13 protein-coding genes are annotated in these 22,778 nt (G+C 68.8%); 1 reads left to right on the top strand and 12 read right to left on the bottom strand.

Features of this window, described 5'->3' with window-relative positions; all coding sequences use genetic code 11:
* Positions 1–16: 16 nt before the first annotated feature.
* From B146_RS0111880 to B146_RS0111825, 12 genes are all read right to left on the bottom strand, one after another.
* On the bottom strand, positions 17–238 hold the full coding sequence (locus B146_RS0111880) for a DUF2093 domain-containing protein (RefSeq protein ID WP_026358556.1): 222 nt from the start codon (positions 236–238) through the stop codon (positions 17–19).
* Between the two features lie 136 nt (positions 239–374).
* The gene (mutL, locus tag B146_RS0111875; RefSeq protein WP_019996665.1) at positions 375–2,315 is read right to left on the bottom strand and encodes a DNA mismatch repair endonuclease MutL; all 1,941 of its coding nucleotides are present in this window, start codon (positions 2,313–2,315) and stop codon (positions 375–377) included.
* Positions 2,316–2,437: 122 nt separating this feature from the next.
* The gene (glgX, locus tag B146_RS0111870) at positions 2,438–4,486 is read right to left on the bottom strand and encodes a glycogen debranching protein GlgX (RefSeq protein WP_244498199.1); all 2,049 of its coding nucleotides are present in this window, start codon (positions 4,484–4,486) and stop codon (positions 2,438–2,440) included.
* Between the two features lie 40 nt (positions 4,487–4,526).
* Positions 4,527–5,126, bottom strand: a complete 600-nt coding sequence (locus B146_RS0111865; protein WP_019996663.1) for a DUF2585 domain-containing protein — start codon at positions 5,124–5,126, stop codon at positions 4,527–4,529.
* Positions 5,123–6,751 carry an alpha-D-glucose phosphate-specific phosphoglucomutase gene (locus B146_RS0111860; protein ID WP_019996662.1) on the bottom strand — a complete coding sequence of 543 codons (1,629 nt, stop codon included), beginning with the start codon at positions 6,749–6,751 and terminating at the stop codon, positions 5,123–5,125. The genes B146_RS0111865 and B146_RS0111860 overlap by 4 nt, the downstream gene beginning before the upstream one ends.
* The gene (gene glgA / locus B146_RS0111855) at positions 6,748–8,196 is read right to left on the bottom strand and encodes a glycogen synthase GlgA (RefSeq protein WP_019996661.1); all 1,449 of its coding nucleotides are present in this window, start codon (positions 8,194–8,196) and stop codon (positions 6,748–6,750) included. Before glgA ends, B146_RS0111860 begins: the two co-directional genes overlap by 4 nt.
* Positions 8,193–9,461 (bottom strand): glucose-1-phosphate adenylyltransferase, encoded by a 1,269-nt coding sequence (gene glgC / locus B146_RS0111850; RefSeq protein WP_026358554.1) that lies wholly within the window; start codon positions 9,459–9,461, stop codon positions 8,193–8,195. Before glgC ends, glgA begins: the two co-directional genes overlap by 4 nt.
* 198 nt (positions 9,462–9,659) lie before the next feature.
* Positions 9,660–12,143, bottom strand: coding sequence for a glycogen/starch/alpha-glucan phosphorylase (locus tag B146_RS0111845; RefSeq protein ID WP_019996659.1), 2,484 nt, complete (start codon positions 12,141–12,143; stop codon positions 9,660–9,662).
* A gap of 4 nt (positions 12,144–12,147) precedes the next feature.
* The gene (pgi, locus tag B146_RS0111840) at positions 12,148–13,797 is read right to left on the bottom strand and encodes a glucose-6-phosphate isomerase (RefSeq protein WP_019996658.1); all 1,650 of its coding nucleotides are present in this window, start codon (positions 13,795–13,797) and stop codon (positions 12,148–12,150) included.
* Positions 13,798–14,070: 273 nt separating this feature from the next.
* Positions 14,071–14,298, bottom strand: coding sequence for a hypothetical protein (locus B146_RS0111835; protein WP_019996657.1), 228 nt, complete (start codon positions 14,296–14,298; stop codon positions 14,071–14,073).
* Between the two features lie 95 nt (positions 14,299–14,393).
* Positions 14,394–19,793: a translocation/assembly module TamB domain-containing protein gene (locus B146_RS0111830; RefSeq protein WP_019996656.1), complete on the bottom strand. Its 5,400-nt coding sequence runs from the start codon at positions 19,791–19,793 to the stop codon at positions 14,394–14,396.
* A complete protein-coding gene (locus B146_RS0111825) occupies positions 19,793–21,757 on the bottom strand; it encodes an autotransporter assembly complex protein TamA (protein WP_040408470.1) in 1,965 nt (654 codons plus the stop codon). The genes B146_RS0111830 and B146_RS0111825 overlap by 1 nt, the downstream gene beginning before the upstream one ends.
* A 462-nt stretch (positions 21,758–22,219) precedes the next feature.
* On the opposite strand from B146_RS0111825, the gene B146_RS0111820 reads away from it, so the two are divergent.
* Positions 22,220–22,720: a (2Fe-2S)-binding protein gene (locus tag B146_RS0111820; RefSeq protein ID WP_019996654.1), complete on the top strand. Its 501-nt coding sequence runs from the start codon at positions 22,220–22,222 to the stop codon at positions 22,718–22,720.
* Positions 22,721–22,778: the final 58 nt, after the last annotated feature.

Genomic DNA, 22,778 nt, shown 5'->3' with positions numbered 1-22,778 from the left:
GCGTCGGCGCTGACGCCTACTTGCGACGCTGCGGGGCGAGGTCGAGTTCGCGCTGGAGCGAGGCGCCCGCGTCGCGATAGGCTTCCTGACGCTCGACATTCCAGTACCGCAGGAGATCGAGCGCGATCGGCTCGCCCGTCACCGCGCAGCGCACGAAGGCGCCGGGGCGCACGACCTCGAAATCGCCGTCGCCATAATGCAGCTTGGCCTCGCCGCCGCTGTCCATCCGGTTCATCATTCTGTGGTCCATGGTCTGGAGCATTTCCCGGCAAAGCGGACACGCTTGGCCCTCGAAAATGCGGCAACATCGTCAATGCGGGTCCGGCCGTCGGCCGGGCGTCATGAAACTGTGTTCGGCCTGATGCGGGCCGATGTCAACGCCGGCCGAACAGGCGCTCGATATCGGCGAGCTTCAGTTCGATGAAGGTCGGCCGCCCGTGATTGCACTGGCCCGAGCCCGGCGTGCGTTCCATCTGGCGCAGGAGTGCGTTCATCTCGGCCGGCTGGAGCCTTCGCCCCGAGCGCACCGAGCCATGGCAGGCCATGGTCGCCGCCACATGGTCGATCCGCGCCTTGAGGCCGACCTGACCGCCCTCGAAGAGTTCGTCCGCGAGATCGCGCAGGAGCGCCTTGGCATCGACTTCGCCGAGAATCGCCGGCGTGCCGCGCACCATGATCGCGCCGGGGCCGAAACGCTCGATCACAAGGCCGAAGCGCGACAGCGTCTCGGCTTCCTCTGATAGCCGCTCGGCCTCGCTTTCGGAACAGTCCACGACATCGGGGATGAGCAGCATCTGCGCGGGGATGGCGTCGGCATGAAGCGCGTGTTTCAGCGCCTCGTAGACCAGCCGCTCATGCGCGGCGTGCTGGTCGACGATCACCAGGCTGTCGGTCGTTTCGGCGACGATGAAGGCCTTGTCGATCTGCGCCCGCGCCGCGCCGAGCGGAAACTCGGCGCTGGCCGGCGCCGGGGCCTGTTCGCTCTCGCGCACCGGGCGCGCCTGCGGCTCGAAGCCGCTCATGCGCGGCGCAGGCTCGCGCGGGGTGGCAGGCGTTTCCAGCGGTCGGAAGAAGCTCGTCCCGGCGTCGAAAGGCGCCTCGCTCCGCTCGCGGAACCCGCCCGAGCGGCGGCCGAGAACGACGGAGGCCGCGCGCGCGCCGATGCCGGCTTGCAGAGCGGCGGGACGCGGGGCGAAGGCGGGAGAGGCGCCCGGCCCGGCGGCGGGGAAGGGGGCGTCCGTCGCGCCGGGGCCGGGGCCTTCGGCCATGCCGCCGCCCATGCCGCCGGGGCGAAAGCGCGCCATCAGCCCCTCGGCGCCTTCCGTCGAGGCACGCAGGCTCATGCCGCCGAGCGCCTGCCGGATCGCCCCGACGATGAGGCCGCGCACCAGCGCCGGGTCGCGAAAGCGCACATCCGCCTTGGCGGGATGAACGTTCACATCGACGTCGCGCGGATCGACGTCGAGAAAGAGGACGCAGACCGGGCAGCGGTCGCGCGGCACGAAGTCGACATAGGCGCCGCGAATGGCCGAGAGGATCATCTTGTCGCGCACCGGCCGCCCGTTCACATAGGCATATTGATGCTGCGCATTGCCACGATGATAGGTCGGCAGGCCCGCCCAGCCGGTGAGCCGGACGCCCTCGCGCAGGGCATCGAGCTCCACCGCGTTCTCGGTGAATTCCGTGCCGACGATCTGCGCGATGCGCGCCTGCGGGCTGCCGGCGGCGAGCACCGTCTCGGTGCGGTCCTCGCCGGCCAGCTCGAAGCGCACGGCCGGAAAGGCGATGGCGATGCGCTTGACCGTCTCGGTGATGGCTGCGGCTTCCGCGCGGTCGCTTTTGAGAAACTTCAGCCGCGCGGGCACGCAGTGAAAGAGATCGCGCACCTCGACCATCGTGCCGACCGACAGGGGTGCCGGGCGCGGGCCGTCCTGCACGCCGTTGTCAACGCGGATTTCATGCGCGCCCTCCGCGCCGCGCGCGCGGGACCGCAGGGTCAGCCGCGCCACCGAGCCGATCGAGGGCAGCGCCTCGCCGCGAAAGCCGAGCGTGTCGATCGCGTCGAGACCGCCCTCCATCTTGGAGGTGCAATGGCGGCGGATGGCGAGCGGGAGTTCGGCAGAGGGAATGCCGCAGCCGTCGTCGCTGATGCGAAGCAGGCTCTTGCCGCCGCCCGCCGTGACGATCTCGACGCGCCGCGCGCCGGCGTCCAGCGCGTTTTCCAGAAGCTCCTTCACGACGCTCGCCGGCCGCTCGACCACCTCGCCGGCGGCGATCTGGTCGATGAGCGTTTCGGGCAGGAGCTGGATCGGCATGGGGCACGCGGTTCCGAAGGGCGGATCGATCCGATGTAGGCGCTCGGGCCCCCCGGCGCAAAGGGGCGCGCCGCGCTATCCCAAGCTCGATACCGCCGGGGCGGGATCGCTCCGGCCTACGGCTATCCCTCGCGCAGGATGGCGACGGCGCGCGCGCCGAGCTGGAACGCGCCGCTCGCCAGCGGGCGGGCTTCGGCGTCCGGCCGGTCCGACAGGAGTTCCAGCCAATGGCTGCGCCCGTCCCTTGGCGTCGGCAGTTGAATGTCCACCGGCGCCTGGCCCCGGTTGAGATAGACGAGCGCGGCTTCCCGCTCGCCGGCAAGGCGAAGGCCGAGAAGGGCGCGCCCGGCATCGGCCCAATCCGCATCCGCCATCGCCGCGCCATCCGCGCGCAGCCAGACGACGTCGGGCTCGCCGCCGACCGTCTCTCCCGTCAGGAAGCGGTCGCGCGACAAGGGCTCCAGCGCGCGGCGCAGGCGCTGGAGCCGCGCGGTGAAACCGATCAGCGCCTCGTCGGCGCTCGCCCAGTCGAGCCAGAAGGTCTCGTTGTCCTGCGCATAGGCGTTGTTGTTGCCCCCTTGCGTGCGGCCGATCTCGTCGCCCGCGACGATCATCGGATTGCCGCGCGCCACGAACAGGGTGGCCAGCAGGGCCCGCACGTCGCGCCGGCGGCGCTCGATGATGGCGGGATCGCTTGTTTCGCCTTCCACCCCATTGTTCCAGGAATGGTTGTCGCCATGGCCGTCGCGATTGGCCTCGCCATTGGCCTCGTTGTGCTTCTGCTTGTAGCTGACGAGATCGCGCAGCGTGAACCCGTCATGGGCGTCGATGAAATTGACGCCGTCGGAGGGCAGGCGCGATTTCGGGTCGAAGAGGTCCGGCGAGCCGGACAGGCGCGTCGCCAGCGCCGAGACGGTGCCCGCATCGCCGCGCCAGAAGCGCCTGATATCGTCGCGGAACCGGTCCTGCCATTCGAGGAAGGGCTTGGGAAAGGCGCCGACCTGATAGCCGCCGGGGCCGATGTCCCAGGGCTCGGCGACATGGACGCGATCTCTCAAAACCGGATCGGCCGCGATCATCGTGAGAAGCGGCGCGTCCGGCCGGAAGCCCTCCGGCGTGCGGCCGAGCACCGTGCCGAGATCGTAGCGGAACCCGTCGATGCCGCCGACCTCGACCCAGGTCTTCAGGGCGTCCAGCGCCATGCGGGCCACCGGCTCGCGCCAGAGCGCGAACGTGTTGCCAGTGCCCGTGTCGTTGACGAGCGTGCCCGGATCGTCGGCCGAGGTGGCGTAATAGGTGAGACTGTCGAGCCCGCGATAGGAGAGCGTCGGGCCAAACCGGTCGCTTTCGCCCGAATGGTTCAGGACCACGTCGAGAAGCACGCGGATGCCGCGCGCATGGAGCGCGTCCACGGTGCGCCGCACCTCCGCCCAGCCGCCCGGCACAAGGCGCGGGCAGGGCGCGGCATGGGCGATGGGGTTGTAGCCCCAGGCATTGGTGAGGCCGAGGGCGACGAGATGGCGCTCGTCGATCGCGGCGGCGAGGGGCATGAGTTCGACCGTTTCGACGCCGAGCCGCGTCAGATGGTCGAGCGAGGCGGGCTCGGCGAGCGCCGCCAGCGTGCCGCGCAGCCGCTCGGGGATTTCGGCGCGGGTTTGGGAGAAGGCGCGAACGGGCAGCTCGTAGGTGAAGCCAGGTTTGGCGAAAGGGAGGGGCGCGGCGTCGCGAGCCGGATCTTCCACCACCGCGCGCGGCACGAAGGGCGCGGTGTCGATGCCGCGCTCCGGGGGCGCCGCCATCAGCGAATGGTAGACGAAGGGCCGGTCGAGCCGCGTCGCATAGGGGTCTACGAGGAGCTTCGCGGCGTCGAAGCGATGGCCGCGCTCGGGCGCGAAGGGGCCATGCGCGCGAAGCCCGTAGAGCGCGCCCGCCGCCAGACCCGGCACGAAGCCGAAATGGATGCCCTCGCTCGTTCTTCCCGGCAGCACCAGCCGGATGCGCTCGCGCGTTTCGCCGGGCTCGAAGAGGCAGAGCTCGATCCGTTCGCCATGGGCGGAGAAGACGGCGACATGGACGCCGTCGCGATCCACCGTCGCGCCCAGCCGGGCGGGCGCGCCGCGCTCCGAAGTGATACCCGTCACGACCTGGCTTTCCACGACTTCGCCTCTCACGACTTGGCTCCTCGACCCACGGCGTCCGGCAGCCGAGCCGTCAGGCGCCGCCCTGCCACGCCTTCACGGCGTCCAGCGGGTAGAGAAGCATGAGGACGTTCAAGGTGAGGTTATCGCGGATCAGCCAGCCGGTCAGAATCTCGAAGCCGAGCGCGATCGCGACCGTCAGCCAGACCGGCAGGCGCGCGGCCAGAAGAAAGCCAAGGATCATGAAGCCGATGTCGGAGACGGAGTTGAGAACGCTGTCGCCGAAATAATCGAGCGAGATGGTCGTCTCGCGATAATGCCGGATCACCGCATCGGTGTTTTCCACGATCTCCCAGGCCGCCTCGATGAGCGTCGCCAGAACCAGCCGGCGGCCGAGCGGCCAGCGCCGGGCGACCAGCCAGAGCGCGCCGTAGAACAGGAAGCCGTGGATGAGGTGCGAGGGGGAGTACCAGTCGGCGATGTGCTGGGAGTTTTCCGAGCTTTGCACCGCGCCGTGCCACAGCTTCACGGTTCCGCATTCGCAGATCGGAACCCGGCCCATGAGAAGAAGGGTCGCGGCGGCGAGCGCCACGACCCCGAGAGTGAGAGCCCAGTGAACGGGGCGGATCGCCCGCCACTTTGAGGCGACGGGCGAAAGCTCTTGCGCGCTCATGTGCGCACGTCAGGCTCCGCGCGGCCCGTGCGCTTGGTGATCTCGCCGATCGCGTCCGCCGTGCGCACGAGTTCGCCGAGCGCTTCCTCGATCGTCAGATCATGCTTGGCCGGGTCGGGCTCGAAACGCTCGATATAGACGCGCAGCGTCGCGCCGACCGTGCCCGTGCCCGACAGGCGGAAGACGATGCGCGAGCCGCCCGAGAACACGATGCGCACGCCCTGGCCGGTGGAGACCGAACCGTCGATCGGGTCCTTGTAGGAGAAGTCGTCGGCTTCCGAGACGACGAGCGTGCCGAAGCGCTGCCCGGCCATGGAGGCCAGACGATCGCGCAGGCTTTCCATGAGCCCTTCGGCCGCCGCCTTGTCCACTTCCTCGTAGTCGTGGCGCTGGTAGTAGTTGCGGCCGAACTCGGCCCAGTGCGACTTGACGATCTCGGCGACCGATTCTTTACGCACCGCGAGAATGTTCAGCCAGAGGAGGACGGCCCAGAGCCCGTCCTTCTCGCGCACATGGTCCGAGCCCGTGCCGGCGCTTTCCTCGCCGCAGATCGTCACCTTGCCGGCGTCGAGGAGATTGCCGAAGAACTTCCAGCCGGTCGGCGTTTCGTAGATGCCGATGCCGCGCTTCTTGGCCACGCGATCCGCCGCGCCGCTGGTCGGCATGGAGCGGGCGATGCCCGCGATGCCCTTTGCATAGCCCGGCGCGAGATGCGCGTTGGCGGCGAGAACCGCAAGCGAGTCCGAGGGCGTCACCACGATGCCGCGCCCCAGAATCATGTTCCGGTCGCCGTCGCCGTCCGACGCCGCGCCGAAATCCGGGGCCGTCGGACCGAGAAGGAGATCGACGAGCGGCGCGGCCCAGACGACGTTCGGATCGGGATGGCCGCCGCCGAAATCCTCCGACGGCACGCCGTTCAGGACCGTACCGTCCGGCGCGCCGAGGCGCTTCTCCAGGATTTCCTTGGCATAGGGGCCGGTGACGGCGTGCATGGCGTCGAAGCGCAGCGTGAGACCGCCTGCGATCGCCTCGCGGATCGCCGCGAAGTCGAACAGCTCTTCCATCAGGCGCGCATAGTCGGCGACGGGATCGACGATCTCGACCTCCGTCTCGCCGAGGCGCGAGGTGCCGACGACGGAAAGGTCCGGCGCGTCCTCCTCGACGATCTTGTATTCCGAGATCTCGCGCGTGCGCTTGTAGATCGCGTCGGTCACGCCCTCGGGGGCCGGGCCGCCGTTCGAGATGTTGTACTTGATGCCGAAATCGCCGTCCGGCCCGCCCGGATTGTGCGAGGCCGAGAGGATGATGCCGCCCGCCGCCTTGCGCTGGCGGATCAGGTTGGAGGCGGCGGGCGTCGAGAGAAGGCCGTTCTGGCCGACGATCACCTTGGCGACGCCATTGGCGGCGGCCATGCGGATCGCCTTGCGCACCACTTCGGCGTTGAAGAAGCGCCCGTCGCCGCCGATCACCAGCGAGGCGCCGGCCGGCCGCTCGGTCGCGTCGAAGATCGCCTGAAGGAAGTTCTCGGCATAGTTGGGCTGCTGGAAATGCGGCACCTTCTTGCGCAGGCCCGACGTGCCGGGCTTCTGGTCGGAATAGGGCGTCGTCGCAACGGTGCGGATCATCGGGGGCTTTCCTCGGAAAGGCTCGAGTAGAGGTCGGCATAGCGCCGTGCGCTGGCGGTCCAGGAGACGTCGCCCGCCATGGCGGAGCGCTGGAGATCGCGCCAGAGCGAGGGATCGGCGTAAAGGCGGGTGATGCGGGTGATGCCGTCGAGAAGCGCGTCGCGCGTTACCGGCGCGAAGATGACGCCGGTCGCGACGCCCGCCGCGAGCGCGGCGAAATTGGCGTCGATGACGGTGTCGGCGAGGCCGCCGACGCGGCTCACCACCGGCAGGCAGCCATAGCGCAGCGCGTAGAGCTGCGTGAGGCCGCAGGGCTCGAAGCGCGAGGGCACGATCAGCGCGTCCGCGCCCGCCTGCACCCGGTGCGACAGGAGTTCGTCATAGCCGATGCGAACGCCGACGCGCCCCGCATGGCGTGCCGCGCCGCTGAGAAACGCGCCTTCCAGAAGCCGGTCGCCCGAGCCGACGACGACGAGCCGGCAGCCGGCCGCCACCACGTCGTCCACCGCCTCGGCGAGGATGTCGAGGCCCTTCTGCCAGGTCAGGCGGCTGACCACGGCGAGAATCGGCGTGTCGTCCTCGTCCAGCGCGAATTCCGCTTCCAGCGCCCGCTTGTTGATCGCGCGGCGGAACAGCTCGTCGCGCGTGAAGGTCGCGGGGATCGTCGGGTCGGTCGCCGGATTCCAGATGTCCGTGTCGATGCCGTTGACGATGCCCGTCAGGCGATCGGACCGGCCGCGCAGGAGCCCGTCGAGCCCCATGCCGCCGGCCGGCTGGAGAATCTCGTCGGCATAGTTGGGGCTGACCGTGGTAATCCGGTCCGCCGCGCGAAGGCCGCCCTTGAGAAAGCCGACCGAGCCGTAATACTCGACTCCGTCGATGCCCCAGAAGCTGGCGGGCAGGCCGAGTTCGGCAAAGATCGTCTGCGGAAAGGCGCCCTGGAAGGCGAGATTGTGGATGGTCAGGATGGTGCGCGGCCGCTCCTCGCCCTCCGCCTCGAGATAGACGGGCGCGAGCGCGGCCTGCCAGTCGTGGGCGTGGACGATGTCGGGGCGATAGTCCGGCACGAGACCCATCCCGATTTCGGCCGCCGCCTTGCCGAGCGCGGCGAAGCGCGCCCAGTTGTCGGGATGGTCGTAGCCGTTCGGCCCGACATAGGGGCCGCCCGGCCGGTCGAAGAGATGCGGCGCGTCGAGAAGCAGGAGGTCGAGCCCGGCATGGCGCGCGGCGAGTATCCGCGCCGGACCGCCGAAGAGATCGGCGATCTCGGCGACGGGCGCGGTGTCCCCCACCTCCGCCAGAAGGCTCGGATAGGCCGGCACGAGGCTGCGCACGGCGACGCCCAGCGGCTCCAGCGCGAGCGGCAGGGCGCCGGTCACGTCCGCGAGGCCCCCCGTCTTCACCAGGGGGAAGATTTCCGATGCGACGGAAAGAACGGATGTCATCTGTAGTTGAGCCGGTCGATCATCGGCTTGGTGACGAGACAGACGCCGTTGGATGTGCGCCGGAAGCGCTGCGCGTCGAGCTCGGGGTCCTCGCCGATCACCAGACCGTCCGGAATATGGACGCCGCGATCCACCACCGCGCGGGTGATGCGGGTGCCGCGCCCGATATGGCAACCCGGCAGGATCACCGCTTCGTCGAGCTTGGAATAGCTGTTCTGGCGAACGCCGGTGAAGAGCAGGGAGCGATGCAGCGTGCCGCCGGAGATGATGCAGTCGCCCGAGACGAGCGAGGAGATCGCCATGCCGCGGCGCCCGTCCTCGTCATGGACGAATTTCGCCGGCGGCGTCACGTCGGCATAGGTCCAGATCGGCCAGTCGCGGTCGTAGATGTCGAGCTGCGGCACCACGTCGGTGAGGTCGATATTGGCCTGCCAATAGGCGTCCACCGTGCCGACGTCGCGCCAATAGGCGCCGTATTCGGCGGCCGAGCGCACGACGGAGGTGTTGAAGGAGTGCGCCCAGGCCGTGCCGTGCTTCACGATATGGGGGATGATGTCCTTGCCGAAATCGCGGCTGGACTTCGGATCGGCCGCGTCGCGGCGTAGCTGGTCGGCGAGGAAGGCCGTGTTGAAGACATAGATGCCCATGGAGGCGAGCGCCGTGTCCGGCCGGCCGGGGATCGCGGGCGGATCGGCCGGCTTCTCGATGAAGTCGGTGATCTGGCCCTTCTCGTCCACATGCATGACGCCGAAACCGACCGCTTCCATGCGCGGGACTTCGAGACAGCCGACGGTCACGTCGGCCCCCGTGTCCACATGCTGCTGGAGCATGATCTCGTAGTCCATCTTGTAGACGTGGTCGCCCGCCAGGATGATGATGTATTTGGGGGCGTAGGCCTCGATGATGTCGATGTTCTGATACACGGCGTCGGCCGTGCCGGCATACCACTGGTCTTCCGACACGCGCTGCGAGGCGGGCAGGACGTCGAAGCTCTCGTTGCGGCCCGGACGCAGGAAGTTCCAGCCCCGATGCAGGTGCCGGATCAGCGAGTGGGCCTTGTACTGCGTGGCGACGCCGATGCGGCGGATGCCGGAATTGACCGCATTCGAGAGGGCGAAGTCGATGATGCGCGACTTGCCGCCGAAATAGACCGCGGGCTTGGCGCGGTCATCCGTCAATTCCATCAATCGCGAGCCGCGACCCCCGGCCAGAACATAGGCCATGGTGTCGCGCGCGATCGGTGCCACTCGCCGGCTATCGCCCATCCTGAAAACTCCCCCCAACGCATCGTTGCGCGCCCGGCCTTGCCGGCGACTTCTTGCAGAGGCCGATGCGCGTCCATCGGAAGCAAGATAGCGTGGCCGCGCAAACCTTCCATCTAGGGGAACGCTGCGCCCCCACGTTTTTTCGCCGCGATCTTGTCGCGGCGAAAAAAGAGCGGGAGAGGGGAGCGGCTCGGCGGGTCAGCCCGCCTTCGGGCCGGCGCGCCAGATGTCGCGGGCATACTCGTCGATCGAGCGATCGGACGAGAACCAGCTCATGCGCGCCGTGTTGCGAACCGCGATCGCGTCCCACTTGGCGCGGTCCTTCCAGACCATGTCGAGCTGGCGCTGCGTGTCCCAATAGGCGCGGAAGTCGGCCGCGATCATCCACCAGTCGCGGTCGCGGATCGAGTTCATGAGATTGGCGTAGCGGTTCGGGTCGTCCTGGCTGAAGACGCCGGCCGAGATCGAATCGATCGCCGAGCGCAGCATGGGCTGCTTGTCGATCACGCCCTGGCCCCGATGGCCCTCGGCGCGAAGGCGCGCCACCTCGTCGGCCTTGAGGCCGAAGATGAAGATGTTGTCCTCGCCCAGGTGCTCCAGCATCTCGACATTGGCGCCGTCGAGCGTGCCGATGGTGAGAGCGCCGTTGAGCGCGAACTTCATGTTGCCCGTGCCGGAGGCCTCCAAGCCTGCGGTCGAGATCTGCTCCGACACGTCGGCGGCCGGCATGATGATTTCGGCGAGACTGACATTGTAGTTCGGGATGAACACGACCTTCAGGAGGCCGCGCACGGTCGGGTCGGAATTGATGACCCGCGCCACGTCGCCGGCGAGATGGATGATCTCCTTGGCCTGCACGTAGGACGGGGCCGCCTTGCCGGCGAAGATCTTGACGCGCGGCGTCCAGTCGAGATGGGGCAGCGAGCGGATCTGCTCGTAGAGCGCGACCGTCTCCAGGATGTTCAGGAGCTGGCGCTTGTACTCGTGGATGCGCTTGACCTGAATGTCGAAGATCGCGTTCGGATCGAGATGGATCGCGAGGCGCTCTTCGACGAGATTGGCGAGGCGCTCCTTGTTCTGGCGCTTCACCGCCGCGAAGCGCTCGCGGAAGCCCGCGTCCTCGGCATGCGGGTCGAGCTTGGCGAGCTCGGTGATGTCGTCCTTGAAGCCCGTGCCGATCGCGTCCTCGATCAGCTTGGTGAGGCCCGGATTGGACTGGAACAGCCAGCGACGCGGCGTCACGCCGTTGGTCTTGTTCTCGATGCGCGTCGGGAAGACCTTGTGCAGGTCGTGGAACACGGTTTCCTTCATCAGCTCCGTGTGCAGAGCCGAGACGCCGTTCACCGCATGGCTGCCGACGAAGGCGAGCTGGCCCATGCGCACGCGCCGGCCGTTGTTCTCGTCGATCAGCGAGATCGCCGAGATCGTGCCGTCGTCGAGCTGCTTGCCAGTGGTCGCCTCGCGCAGGACCTCGGCATTGATCTGGTAGATGATCTGCATCTGGCGCGGCAGAAGGCGCTCGAAGAGATGGATCGGCCAGGTTTCCAGGGCTTCCGGCAGAAGCGTGTGGTTGGTGTAGCTGAACGTGTCGCGCGTCACGCGCCAGGCCGCGTCCCACTCCATCCCGTGCACGTCGACGAGAAGGCGCATCAACTCGGCGACCGACACGGCCGGATGCGTGTCGTTCAGCTGGATCGCGACCTTGTCGGCAAGGTTCGTCAGGTCGTCATGCTGCGCCAGATGGCGGCGGATGATGTCCTGCAGCGAGGCCGAGGAGAAGAAATACTCCTGGCGCAGGCGCAGCTCCTGGCCGGCCTGATGCGAATCGGCGGGGTAGAGGACGCGGGTGATCGCCTCCGCCTTGTTGGATTCCAGAAGCGCGCCGATATGGTCGCCCGCGTTGAAGGCGTCGAGCAGGATCGGGTCGAGCGACTGCGCGCTCCACAGGCGCAGCGTGTTGACGTGGCTCCCGCGCCAGCCGACCACCGGCGTGTCGTAGGCGACGGCGAGCACGCGCTCGGCCGGGCGCCAGACGAAGCGCGGCTTGCCGTTCTCCTCGATCGAGGAGACCTTGCCGCCGAAACCGATCTCGTAGGAGCTTTCGCGGCGCTCGAACTCCCAGGGGTTGCCGTGCTTCAGCCAGGTTTCCGGCAGCTCGACCTGCGCGCCGTCGACCACTTCCTGGCGGAAGAAGCCGTGCACATAGCGGATGCCGTAGCCGAAGCCCGGAACGCCGGTCGTCGCCATGGATTCCATGAAGCAGGCGGCGAGGCGGCCGAGACCGCCATTGCCGAGCGCGGCGTCCGGCTCCAGAAGCTCCACGAGGTTGAGGTCGACATCGTAGCGCGCCAGCGCCTCGCGGATCGGATCGGTGAGGCCGAGATTGCTGATCGCGTCGCGCAGGAGGCGGCCGATCAGGAACTCCATCGACAGGTAGCAGACGCGCTTGTCCTGCCGCTCGTAGGTCTTGATCGTGGAATCGAACCAATTGTCGATGATGCGGTCGCGCACGACGAGGGTCGTGGCTTCCAGCCAGTCGTGAATGCGCGCGGCCTTCACGGTCTTGCCGATCGAATAGGTCAGCTTCTCCACGATCTCCGTGGCGATCGTGTCGGCGTCGTTGAGGCGGGGTTCGGGCTTCTCCACGGTGGAGGAGCGGGCGAGATTGCTGGCAGGCGTCATCAAATCAGCTCCGAAGTGCGGCGATCGCGGCCACGAGGCCGGCGGTGGAGGAATCGCGGGATTGAGGGGACTGGGTGCCCTGGATCACGGGAAGGAGGCCGGTGGCCAGTTCCTTGCCGAGTTCCACGCCCCATTGGTCGAAGGCGTTGATGCCGAAGAGCTGCGCTTCCACGAAGACGCGGTGCTCGTAGAGCGCCACGAGGCGGCCGAAGGCGAAGGGCGTCAGCTTGTCGTGGAGAATGGTGATCGAGGGGCGATCGCCCGAGAACTCGCGATGCGGCGCGATGCGCTCGGCCTCTTCGGGCGAGCGGCCGGCCTTCAGGAGCTGCTCGCGCGCTTCCTCCAGCGTGCGGCCCTTCATCAGGGCTTCCGACTGGGCGAGGCAGTTGGCCAGCAGCAGGTCCTGATGGACGCGCATCTCCGGATCGCTCTCGTGCGGATTGGCGCCGACGATGAACTCGACCGGCACGATGTCCGTGCCCTGGTGGAGAAGCTGGAAGAAGGCGTGCTGGCCGTTGGTGCCCGGCTCGCCCCAGACGACCGGACCCGTCACGGTCGGCGTCTTCAAGCCGTCGAGGCCGACATGCTTGCCGTTGGATTCCATGTCGAGCTGCTGGAGATAGGCCGGTAGGCGGGCGAGGCGCTGGTCATAGGGGATGATGGCGCGCGAGGGGTGGTTCTGCGCCACGCGGTGCCACCAGCCGGCGAGGCCGAGCAGCATCGGCAGGTTCTCGCGCGCCGGAGCCGAGCGGAAATGTCGGTCCATGTCGCGCGCGCCGTCGAGAAACGCGCGGAAATGCTCGGGCCCGATGGCGATCATGAGCGGCAGGCCGATCGCCGACCAGACCGAATAGCGACCGCCCACCCAGTCCCAGAAGCCGAAGGTGCGATCGGTGCCGATGCCGAAGGCCGAGACCTTGTCGAGCGCCGTCGAGACCGCGCAGAAATGCGCGCCGACCGCCGCCTCGCCGAGCGCGCCGGCGACGAAGCGCCGCGCGGTCTGCGCATTGGTCATGGTCTCGATCGTGGTGAAGGTCTTGGACGCCACGATGAAGAGCACGGTCTGCGGATCGACGAGCTTCAGCGTGTCCGCCATATGCGCGCCGTCGATATTGGAGACGAAATGCGTGCGCGGGCCGTCATGATAGGGCGAGAGCGCGATCGCGGCCATGACCGGGCCGAGATCGGAGCCGCCGATGCCGATATTGACGATATCGGTGATGCGCTTGCCCGTCGCGCCCCGGATCGACCCGTCCCGGATGCCGCTCGCAAAGCGCGACATGGCCTGGAGAACGCTCTCGACGGCCTCGCCCACCGGCTCGCCGTCGGCCTTGAACCCGTCCTCGACATGGGCGCGCAGCGCCACATGGAGAACCGAGCGGTTCTCGGTCGTGTTGATGCGCGCGCCCGCATACATGGCGTCGCGCCGCGCTTCCACGCCGACGACCCCGGCATAGTCGATCAGCGCCGAGAGATCGTCCGGCGACAGGGCGCATTTCGACAGGTCGAGCGTGAGATCGTCATGCCGGAAGGAGAGATGGGCGAAACGGTCGGTATCGGCGGCGAAGAGGGCGCGGATGCCGGTCTCCAGCGCTTTCGAACCGCGCGCCTTCAGCGCGTCGAGGGTGATGTCGGCATGGGGCTGGCTGGTCACGCTTGCTGATCCGTCGCTGGGCCGATCTCGCGAGCGAGCTCGGCGTATCTGAAGGTCTAAGGTCTGAGGGAGATAGACCAGACGGCCCGGAAGCAAACCGGCCCGATCCGTCCCGGTCAAGTCCCAGGGCATCCATGCGTTCAGTGCATGTCTAACATGAGGAGTCTTTCGAATTTACATCAAGCTTGAATGGTCCCCCAACATGGCGAACCGGACATGAAAAAGCCGCCCGGGCGGGGCGGCTCGTTCATCATGGGGGCGTGGGAGGGGCGGTTACGTGCCGAGGCCGGCGAGACGCTCGATGGCCTGGTCCAGCTGATGGTCCATCGTGTCGATCCCGTCCGCGCGGTTATGGGCGGCCACGCGGCGCTTCCATTCCTCGAGGATCGAATGCTTCTCGCCGTTCGGCAAGCGGGCATCGGACATCACGGCCTCGGGCGAATCGTAGCTCGTTCCGTCGTGATGATCGAACTTGGCGTATTTCAGGGACTCGGTGCTCATGGCGTTCGCTCCTTGCTCGAGCGGGCGGCCGGCTCCATAGGCCGGCTGTCCGTTGCCGAATTGAACGTGTTGCCCGGCCAAATGTTGCGCGCGGCTCAATATTCCTTCTCATAGAAGATGCCGACCTCGCCGCCGCCATTGGCCGTCACCGCGCCGCGCGCCTTGATGTCCCTGCCGAGGTCGAGATCGATCGACACGCGGCCGGTGGAATCGACGCCGACATAGGTGTTCTCGTTGAGATAGCGCCCGACGCCCACCGCCGCCTGCCCATCGGCCGTGGTGCGGATGTCCAGATCGTCGACGCCGAGCTGCGAGCGCAGATTGTCGAGAAGCCCTGTGGAGCCGCCGACGCCGGCGAGCTGCGCCGCCGCGCTCGCGAGCTGGGCGATCTGCACGGGGGAGAGGTCCGCCGTGCCCTGACCGAAGATCAGCCGCGCCAGCACCTCGTCCTGCGGCAGGGCAGGGGAGGAGGTGAAGGAGAAGCTCGGGCTCGCCGCCGGTCCGGTGATCGCCACATAGACCGTGGCTTCGCCCGTGTCGGACGAGGCCAGGAGGTCCAGCGTCGGCACGAGATTGCCGTCGAAGGTCAGCGTCGCGCGCTCGAACTGAAGGCGGCGCGACAGGAGCTGGAACCGCCCGCGCCGCAGGTCGAAGGCGCCGTCGATGCCGAGATTGGCGATCGGCCCGGTGATGCGGATCGTGCCGCCGAGTTCGAGGTCGAGACCTCGGCCGCGCACGAAGACGCGGCCCGGCGCGTTCAAGGTGACGTCGAGGCTGATGCCGCCCGAGCTCGACGCGCCGCTCGCCCCGCTGTTCGGGTCGATCTCGCGCAGCTGCTTGAGAACGGCGGGCGGCGTGTTGCGCCGCTCCAGATCGATGCGCGAAATCGAGGTCGGCAGGTTGTCGGGAACGAGGATCGCGATTTCCTGGGCGTTGATCGTGCCCGCCAGAACGGCCGCGCCCGTCAGCGGACCCGTCAGCGTCAGCCCGGCGTCGAGCCGGATGGTGACGAGTTCGCCGTCGCTGTAGCGCCCGTTCTGGACGCGGATCGCGAGATCGGCCGGGAAGCCCGCGCCGATCCCGATCGTGCCCGTGACCGACACGGTGCCGCCGCCGCCGAGCTGCGCGGTGACGCCCTGGAGCGTCGCCGTCTGGCCGTTCAGCGCGATCGTGGCGTTGATGTTGTTGACCGCCAGATTGGCGCCCGTGTCCACGAAGCTCGCCCCCGCCGTCGAGACCGTGCCGACGACGTTCGGATTGGCGGCGGTGCCGGTGACGGTGGCGTTGATGCGCGCCGTGCCGTTCACCGAACGGCCGTTCTCGGCGAGAATTCGGTTGGCGAGCGACAGCGGCGCGGTGCCGTCGAGCCGCAGGTCGAAGCTCGGCGTGCCCGCGATGTTGACCGAGCCGTTGGCCGCGAACTGGAGGCCCGAGCCCGACAGCGTCGAATCCACCGTCACGCGGTTGTCGGCGAACTGGCCGTTGGCGTTGATCGCGAGCGCCCCGACGCCCGCGTCGCGCGTCGGCTGCACCGAGAAGCCGGAGAGCGCCAGATCGTACTCGACCTGAGGCGCGGCGATCGTGCCGCCGGCGCGCACGCGCCCGTTCAAGGTGCCCTGGGGGGCGAGGTCGGGCGCGGCGGCAGCCGCGATCGAGGCCGGAATGTTCACGAGCTGCACGTCGAGACCGAGCCGCTCGCCGACCGTGCCCGTCGCTTCCAGACGGCCGGAGCCGAGCGTGACGCGGGCGGTGCGAAGCGTCGCCGTGCCGTCGGCGAAGCTCCCCTGCGCCACCGCGTCCACCGCCGGCGCGCCGGCCTCACGGGTTTGGGCCACCGACACGTCGTCGGCGCTGAGGTCGAACTCGGCGGAGGGCGCGGAAAGCGAGCCCGTGGCGCGAGCCGTGCCCGAGAGGGTGCCGCGCGCGCCGAGATCGGAGCGCACCGCGTTGGCGAGCGCCACCGGTAGCCGGTCGAGCGTCACCTGTAGATCGAGCGCGCGGCCGACCGAGCCGGCGAGGTCGAGCGACCCGTCGCCGACATCGACGCGCCCGCGCTCGATGCGCGCCGTGCCGTCGCCATAGGTGCCGGCCACATCGAGCTGCACCGGGCGCAGGCCGGATTGGCGCAGCGGCGCGGCGCTGAGATCGCGGCCCGTAAGCGCGAAGCGCGCGTCGGGATTGCTGATCGAGCCGGTTGCCGTCGCCGTGCCGTTGATCGTGCCGGACGCGCCGAGACCGGGGCGGGCGGCATCGGCGAGCGCCGCCGGCAGGTCCACGATCCGCAGTTGGAGGTCGAGATCGCGCCCGACGCTGCCGGTGGCTTCCAGCCGGCCGGAGCCGACATCGACGCGCGCCGTTTCGAGCCGCACCGTGGCGCCGCGATAAAGGCCCGACAGGTCGAGCGTCACCGGCGCGATCCCGCTGCGGCGAAGGTCCGCCGTGGTGAGGCCCGAGCCCGCGACGTCGAAGGTGACGGCCGGATTTTCCAGAGAGCCGGTGGCCTTCGCCGTGCCGTTCAGGAGGCCCGTCGCGTCCAGCCCGGACACGAAGCCGTTGGCGAGCGCGACCGGAATGTCGGTGAGCCGAAGGTCGAGATCGAGCGAGCGACCAAGCGTGCCGGTCGCCTCGACGGAGCCTTGCCCGAGATCGACGCGGGCGGTGCGCAGCGTCGCCGTTGCGTCGCGATACTGGCCGGCGAGCGCGGCATCGACGCCCCCCTCCAGCTTGGCGGCGCGGGTCTGGCTGGTGCGCACGTCAGAGGCGCGAAGGTCGAAGTCGAGATCGGGCGCGGATGCCAGCCCGCCGACTTCGAGCGTGCCAGTGAGCGTGCCCGAGGCGTCGAGCCCCTGGGCGAAGGGATTGGCGAGCGCCAGCGGCAGCTGGTTCAGCGTGAGGTCGAGATCGAGCCGATCCGCCAGGGTACCGGAGGCGGTGAGCGAGCCGGAGCCCGCATCGAAGCGAAGGGTGCCGAGCGTCGTGCGCACCGAGCCGAGCGTCACCGTGGCGGGCTCCGTGAGGACGAGCCGGGCGTTCGGAATGTCGGCGGTGAGCGTGCGAAGCGCGATCACCGTGCCGGCATCCGTGAAGGCGACATCGCCCGCAAAGCGCGTCGGCACGTCGTTGAGTTCGGCGCTCGCCTCGATCGCGGTGGCGTCACCGGCGGCCTCCAACGTGGCGTCGAGCGCCTCGATCCGCTGCCCGCCCGCTTCCAGCGCTCCCGCGCGGATCGTGCCGGCGGCGAGCGGCGCCTGAAGGAAGTTCTGGACGCGCAGGTCGATGCGCGCGTTGCGCAAGCGGTTCTCCCCGAGCGTCACGCCGCCGGAGGTCAGGTCCACGTCGGCCACCGGCGTGCCGCCATTGCCGACCGCGAAGGCGAGACGACCGCGCAGATCGCCCGAGCCGGTCTGCCCGGCGAGCGCCAGAAGCGTCGAGGCATCCGGCACGTCGATCGCAAGATCGCCGGACGGGCGGTTTTCGCCGTCGAGCGACAGCGTGCCCGAGACATTGTTGCGGCCCTGACGAAGGAGGAGGTTACGCAGGGAGCGCACCGCGCCCTCGGTGGCGAGGTCCGCCGTCAGCGCGAGCGGCGCGCCGTTATAGGTGCCGTTCACCGCGATCGTGCCGCTCGGAGCATCGGGCGCGAACGTGCCGTCGATGCGCGCTTCCAGCGCCTCCAGCCGCCGCCCGGCGACTTCGAGATCGCGCGCGCTGGCCGTAAGGTTCACCTGCGGCGCGGAAACCGTGCCGGCGGCGTTGAGCGTGAAATTCGCCTGACCCTTCAGCGCAGAGTCCGCAATGGCGGCCTGATCGAGCCGGCCGGTGATGGCGGCGGCGATCGTCTCGCCCGTCAGGCTCGCCGAGCCCGCGATTTCCAGCGCGTCGCCGTCCACCACGAGGTCGCTGACCCCGAGGCTGCCGTCTTCGGCCCGCCGCGCCTGCCCGTTGATGGCGACGCGCTGGCCGACATAGGGCACGGCCTCGGGCGAGAGCGCGGCCGTCTCGAAGCTGGAGCGGATGTTGAGAAGGAAGGTCGAGAAGTTCAGCGCCGCCTGTCCGTCGAGCGACAGATCCGCCGCGCCGGTGGTGAGCGTCGCCTTCTTGAAGCTCAGGCCCTCGCTCGTCAGCGCGCCGTCGGCATCGAGCGCGATCGGCCCTTCCAGAACGCGCGAGGCGACGAGCGCGACCTGCGAATTGGCGGTGTTCGAAACGCTCGCATTGCGCGCATCGACCTTGAGTGCGACGGGGCCGACGAGATTGTTGAGATCGAAACTGTCCGAGCGCGCCGTCGCGCCGACCTCGTTCAGAACATAGGTCTCGAAACCGGCGGTGCGGGCCTTGGCGGCGAGGTCCAGCCCGGCCGAGGCGAAGGCGCCGGTGAGCTTGGCGTCGAGCGAGGTGAGTTCCAGCGCCGTTCGCGCGCCCTGCGACCCGAAGGCGATCGGAATCGGATCGCCCGAACCCGTGCGAAGCGCGACCGTCAGATCGTTGGTGGAGCCGCTGCGGTCGAGCGTGCCCTCAGCCGTCAGGTCGAGCGGGCCGGACTGAAGGCGGCCGGTCTCGATGGCGATCGCGCCGTCGTTGCGCAGGAGCACGTTGGCGTTGAGGGTCAGGTCCTCGCCGACCGAGCCGAGATAGGCTTCCGGGACGAAGGGCTGCGTCTTGGCGGAAAGCTCGGCGGTGATGCGGCGTCCGTCCGCGCCCGTGTCGGTGGTGGCCGTCAGTGTCGCGGCGCGTTCGGAGCCGAGGTCGAGCGTGCCGTTGGCGGCGAAATTGTCGAAGGGGCCAGAGCCCTGGATCGTCAGCGACACGGGCGGCGCGCCCGGCAGCTTCAGGAGATTGGCGACGAGGCCGCCCGCCGGTTCGCTCGCCGCGACGTTCAGCTCCAGCCGGTTGGCGGCGGGCTGGAAGCCGAGTTTCAGCGTGATCTCGCCGCCCTGGTCGAGCCGGCGGATCGCCAGATTGGCGTCGAGCTGGGCCGGGTCGCTCGCGAGCGTCAGCGAGCCCTCCGCCGACAGCCGCGCGGCGACGCCCGCCACGGCTTCGTTCAGCACGAATTCGTTGATCGCGATGCGGCCGACATTGGCGGTGATGTCGGGCAGCGAGAAGCCGCCGGAGGACGTGTCCTCGGTCGGCGGCGCGGCGCGCGGCAGGCGCGCCAGCGTGATCGAGCCGGCCGTGAGGCTCTGGATCTCGACATTCTTGCGCACCAGCGCCAGCGGCGACCAGTCGAGCGCCAGATCGCGCGCCGTCAGCCAGACGCCGTCGCGGTCCGACACCGTGACCTCCTCGATGCGCACATTGCCGCTAAGCGCACCGGAGAGGCCCTCGATCTTCACCTGCCGGTCCTCGGTGGACAGGAGGTTTTCCAGCTGGCCCGCGAGGAACTGCGCACGGGCGGGCTGCGTCGCGGCGAGCGAGGCGAGGGCGCAGGCCAGAAGAACGAGAGCGGCGCGAAGGCGCAGCGCGCGGGCGAATATCTGTCGCATCGTCATCATCAGAAGGCCTGTCCGATGCCGGCATAAATCTGGAAGTCGCTGTCGCGCGGGCCGGGATCGAGCGGCACGCCGACATCGATGCGGATCGGGCCGAAGCTCGTGATGTAGCGCGCGCCGACGCCTGCGCCGATCTTCAGCTTGCTGAAGTCGGGCGCGAAATCGTCGCCCACCGCGCCCGCGTCCACGAAGGGCACGATCTGGATGTTGTCGGTCACCTTGAAGCGCAGCTCGGCCGAAGCCTCGAAGAGCGAAAGCCCGCCGCTCGGCGTGTCCACGAAGCGACGGTTGGTGCCCGGGGGCGCGAAGCTCGGATAATAGGGGCCGATCGACTGGAACACGTAGCCGCGCACCGAGCCGCCGCCGCCGGCGAAGAAGCGGCGGTCGTTCGGAACGTCCGCGAGATCGGCGCCCGCCACGATGCCGTAGCCGACGCGGCCCGCGAGCACGAAGCGGCTCTCCTCGTCGAAGGAAAGATAGGCCGAGGCGTCGGCCCGCGCCTTCACGAAGGGCACCGAGGTCTCGAACTCGTAGGTCGGCTCGGCCGAGAGCGAGGCGAGGAAGCCCTTGGTCGGGTTCAGCTTGTTGTCGCGCGCGTCGAACGTATAGGTCAGCGGCACGGAGGCGAGAAGGAACTCCTTCTCGGTCACGAGATAGTCGGTGATCGTCTCGTATTCGGCCTTCACCGCGACGGTCAGCCGCTGCCGGTCGTCGATCGAATATTCCACCCCGTTGGACAGGGCGACGGAGGTGCGGTCGTAGGCCAGCGGCTGCTCGGTGAGCGCCGTCAGCGAGCCGATATAGACCGAATCCGGGCCGAGAACGCCCGGCTTCTTGAAGGTCACCGAAGCCTTGTAGTCGAAACCCTCGGTTTCGCGGCCGGTGGTGCTGATCGTGTCGGCGCCGATGCGCGACACCGCGCCTTCGATGCGCAGGCTCTCCGCCCGGCCGAAGAGGTTGCGATGCTCCCAATAGGCGTTGGCGCCGCCCCCTTCGGTGTTGGAGAAGGTCGCGCCCGCGCCGAAGACGCGCAGCTTGCGCTCGGCCACCGTCACCTGAACCGGCAGCGTGCCGTCGGCGACCTGCGCGTCGCCGGCCTTGACCGAAACAGTGGAGAAGACGCCGAGATCGACGAGACGCTTGCGGGCCTTGTCGAGCGTCGCGGTGGAGAAGGTCGAGCCCGGCTCTATGCCGGCCATGAAGGCCACGAAGCCCGGCTCCATGCGCTCCGTGCCGGTGACATAGGTCTGGCCGAAGGGCACCGGCGGGCCGGGCGAGACGGTGAGGTCGATATCGATCCGGTCGGTGGCGCTGTCGGCGACGATGTTGCGGTTCGTCACCGCGACGAAGGGCCGGCCCTCGTTGCGAAGGTCTTCCAGAAGCCGGGCTTCCGAGGCGAGGATGCGCGTGGAATCGGCGGAGGAGCCAGGCGTCAGATCGTAGGGCGCGGCATCCACCGGCACGCCGTTGGCGCTGATGCGCACCGTGCCGAGCGTGAAGAGCGGGCCGGGCTGCACGGTGATCTCGACCGGAACCGGGCGGGACGTGTCGAACGTGGCGTCGGGCGCGAGATCGGCGATGTCGCGACCCTCGATGCGGATCGTGACGAGCCCGTCATAGCGCGAATTCTCGTAGAGCGTGGCGACGAGACGCCGGCGGTCGTTGCGCGCCTTGGCCAGGAGCCCGAGCGAGCCCGAAACGGACTCGTCCTCGTCGGCCACCAGCGAGGACGCGCGCTCCAGCACCTTCTGCAGCCCGTCGACATCCGGCGAGACCGTCAGCGTCGCCGTGTAGTTGATCGGGTCGGGCAGATCGCTCGTGTCCTCTTCCTTCGAGCCGAAGAGGTTGAACGGGTCGAGAAATTTCGGCAGCGCCTCGGCCGGCGCGGGCGCGCCCGACAGAGCGACGGCGAAGGCCATGGCGGGCAGGCCGAAGGCCGTCCCGGCCCAACGCTTCAATCCTGACATCAACGCGGAACGCTCTCTTTGCCGGACGCTTTGGGGTGGGGGCAGAGCGGCCGGAGCGCTTGCGCGCTCCACGAAAACCTCCCCGATCACTCCGGCCCGCTGGCCGCAGCTCCCCCGAGCTTGTCCTTCAAAATGCCGGCTCTCCCGCAAATAACAACCGCGTGGCGCAGTCGGCGAAGGATTCCCCGAAGCTTTTGTGGGACTTGCGCCACACATTCTTAACGCCGATCGCCGGCGCTGCTTAACGCCCGCGCGGGAACCGGGGCATAGTGCCGCACGAGCCCGCGCCCCGGGCTCTGGAATGGTTCCAGAAAGTGCTTGCCGAGGCTTGCGAGCCGGGGCAGTCTTCCCCCAGCCGAACGGCCGAGAACGGCGCGGGGGATGCTTCGAGCTCCCAAACGCGCGCCGGCCGAGATCGCCCCTTTTAGAGGGCGTTTCGGCCGATGGTCTCGGGAGGAACGGATGACCGAAATTTCTCTGGTGGTGAACGGGCGCGCGGTGAAGGGGCAGGCGGAGGGCCGCGTCCTTCTCGTGCAGTTTCTGCGCGAAACGCTCGGTCTCACCGGCACCCATGTCGGCTGCGACACGTCGCAATGCGGCGCCTGCGTCGTGCATGTGGACGGACGGGCGGTGAAGTCCTGCACCATGCTCGCCGCGCAGGCCGACGGCAGCCAGATCACCACGATCGAGGGCATCGCCAGGGGGCAGGACCTGCATCCCGTCCAGGCCGCGTTCCGCGAGCATCACGGGCTCCAGTGCGGCTATTGCACGCCGGGCATGATCATGACCGCCGTGGACATGATCCGTCGCCATGACGGCGTTCTCGACGAGAAGACGGTGCGCGACGAGCTGGACGGCAATATCTGCCGCTGCACCGGCTACCACAATATCGTGAAGGCGGTTCTGGCCGCGGCCGAGGCCATGCGCGTCGAGCCCGCCAGCCAGCGCGTCGCCGCCGAATAGGCCGTCCGCCGGGCGGCCTCGCGCCGCCGGTCTCGCATCATCACGGGGCGCTCCGATG

It is taken from the genome of Aureimonas ureilytica DSM 18598 = NBRC 106430, from assembly GCF_000382705.1.
GTDB classification, from domain to species: domain Bacteria; phylum Pseudomonadota; class Alphaproteobacteria; order Rhizobiales; family Rhizobiaceae; genus Aureimonas; species Aureimonas ureilytica.
This window is presented reverse-complemented; position numbering and strand designations above follow the sequence as displayed.

Bases quoted from the DNA above. Each gene is read 5' to 3' on its own strand.
- glgC (WP_026358554.1), bottom strand. From the start codon at position 9,461: ATGGGCGATAGCCGGCGAGTGGCACCGATCGCGCGCGACACCATGGCC.
- B146_RS0111820 (WP_019996654.1), top strand. From the start codon at position 22,220: ATGACCGAAATTTCTCTGGTGGTGAACGGGCGCGCGGTGAAGGGGCAG.
- B146_RS0111845 (WP_019996659.1), bottom strand. From the start codon at position 12,143: ATGACGCCTGCCAGCAATCTCGCCCGCTCCTCCACCGTGGAGAAGCCC.
- B146_RS0111865 (WP_019996663.1), bottom strand. From the start codon at position 5,126: ATGAGCGCGCAAGAGCTTTCGCCCGTCGCCTCAAAGTGGCGGGCGATC.
- glgA (WP_019996661.1), bottom strand. From the start codon at position 8,196: ATGACATCCGTTCTTTCCGTCGCATCGGAAATCTTCCCCCTGGTGAAG.
- B146_RS0111835 (WP_019996657.1), bottom strand. From the start codon at position 14,298: ATGAGCACCGAGTCCCTGAAATACGCCAAGTTCGATCATCACGACGGA.
- mutL (WP_019996665.1), bottom strand. From the start codon at position 2,315: ATGCCGATCCAGCTCCTGCCCGAAACGCTCATCGACCAGATCGCCGCC.
- B146_RS0111825 (WP_040408470.1), bottom strand. From the start codon at position 21,757: ATGTCAGGATTGAAGCGTTGGGCCGGGACGGCCTTCGGCCTGCCCGCC.
- B146_RS0111860 (WP_019996662.1), bottom strand. From the start codon at position 6,751: ATGATCCGCACCGTTGCGACGACGCCCTATTCCGACCAGAAGCCCGGC.
- B146_RS0111830 (WP_019996656.1), bottom strand. From the start codon at position 19,793: ATGATGACGATGCGACAGATATTCGCCCGCGCGCTGCGCCTTCGCGCC.
- B146_RS0111880 (WP_026358556.1), bottom strand. From the start codon at position 238: ATGATGAACCGGATGGACAGCGGCGGCGAGGCCAAGCTGCATTATGGC.